General features: G+C 62.9%; 1 protein-coding gene. It reads right to left on the reverse strand.

Going from position 1 to position 213, the window contains the following annotated elements; all coding sequences use genetic code 11:
- On the reverse strand, positions 1-200 hold a 200-nt coding region (locus PVZ80_RS33890; protein ID WP_443201008.1), incomplete at its 3' end, for an Ig-like domain-containing protein.
- Between the last annotated feature and the right edge of the window lie 13 nt (positions 201-213).

A 213-nucleotide genomic window follows, 5' to 3' on the forward strand; every position in this document is an offset into this window, starting at 1 on the left:
AGAACAATCAGGCTGCCCGCGGCGATTTCAGCCGTACCGGCATCCGCCACAAACGTGGTGTCCACAGTGCGCTCGCTGCCGTTGATGCTGGCTTTCAAGGTGCTGCTGCCTGCCTGGGTGCTGGTCAGTGTCATGCTGGCCACGCCCGACGCATTGGTGGTCGCGGTGCTGCTGGTCAGCGCTGCTTTACCAGACTCCACGCTGAAGGTGACG

This window comes from Pseudomonas sp. B3G-3 (genome assembly GCF_028640915.1).
Lineage (GTDB): Bacteria > Pseudomonadota > Gammaproteobacteria > Pseudomonadales > Pseudomonadaceae > Aquipseudomonas > Aquipseudomonas chlororaphis_I.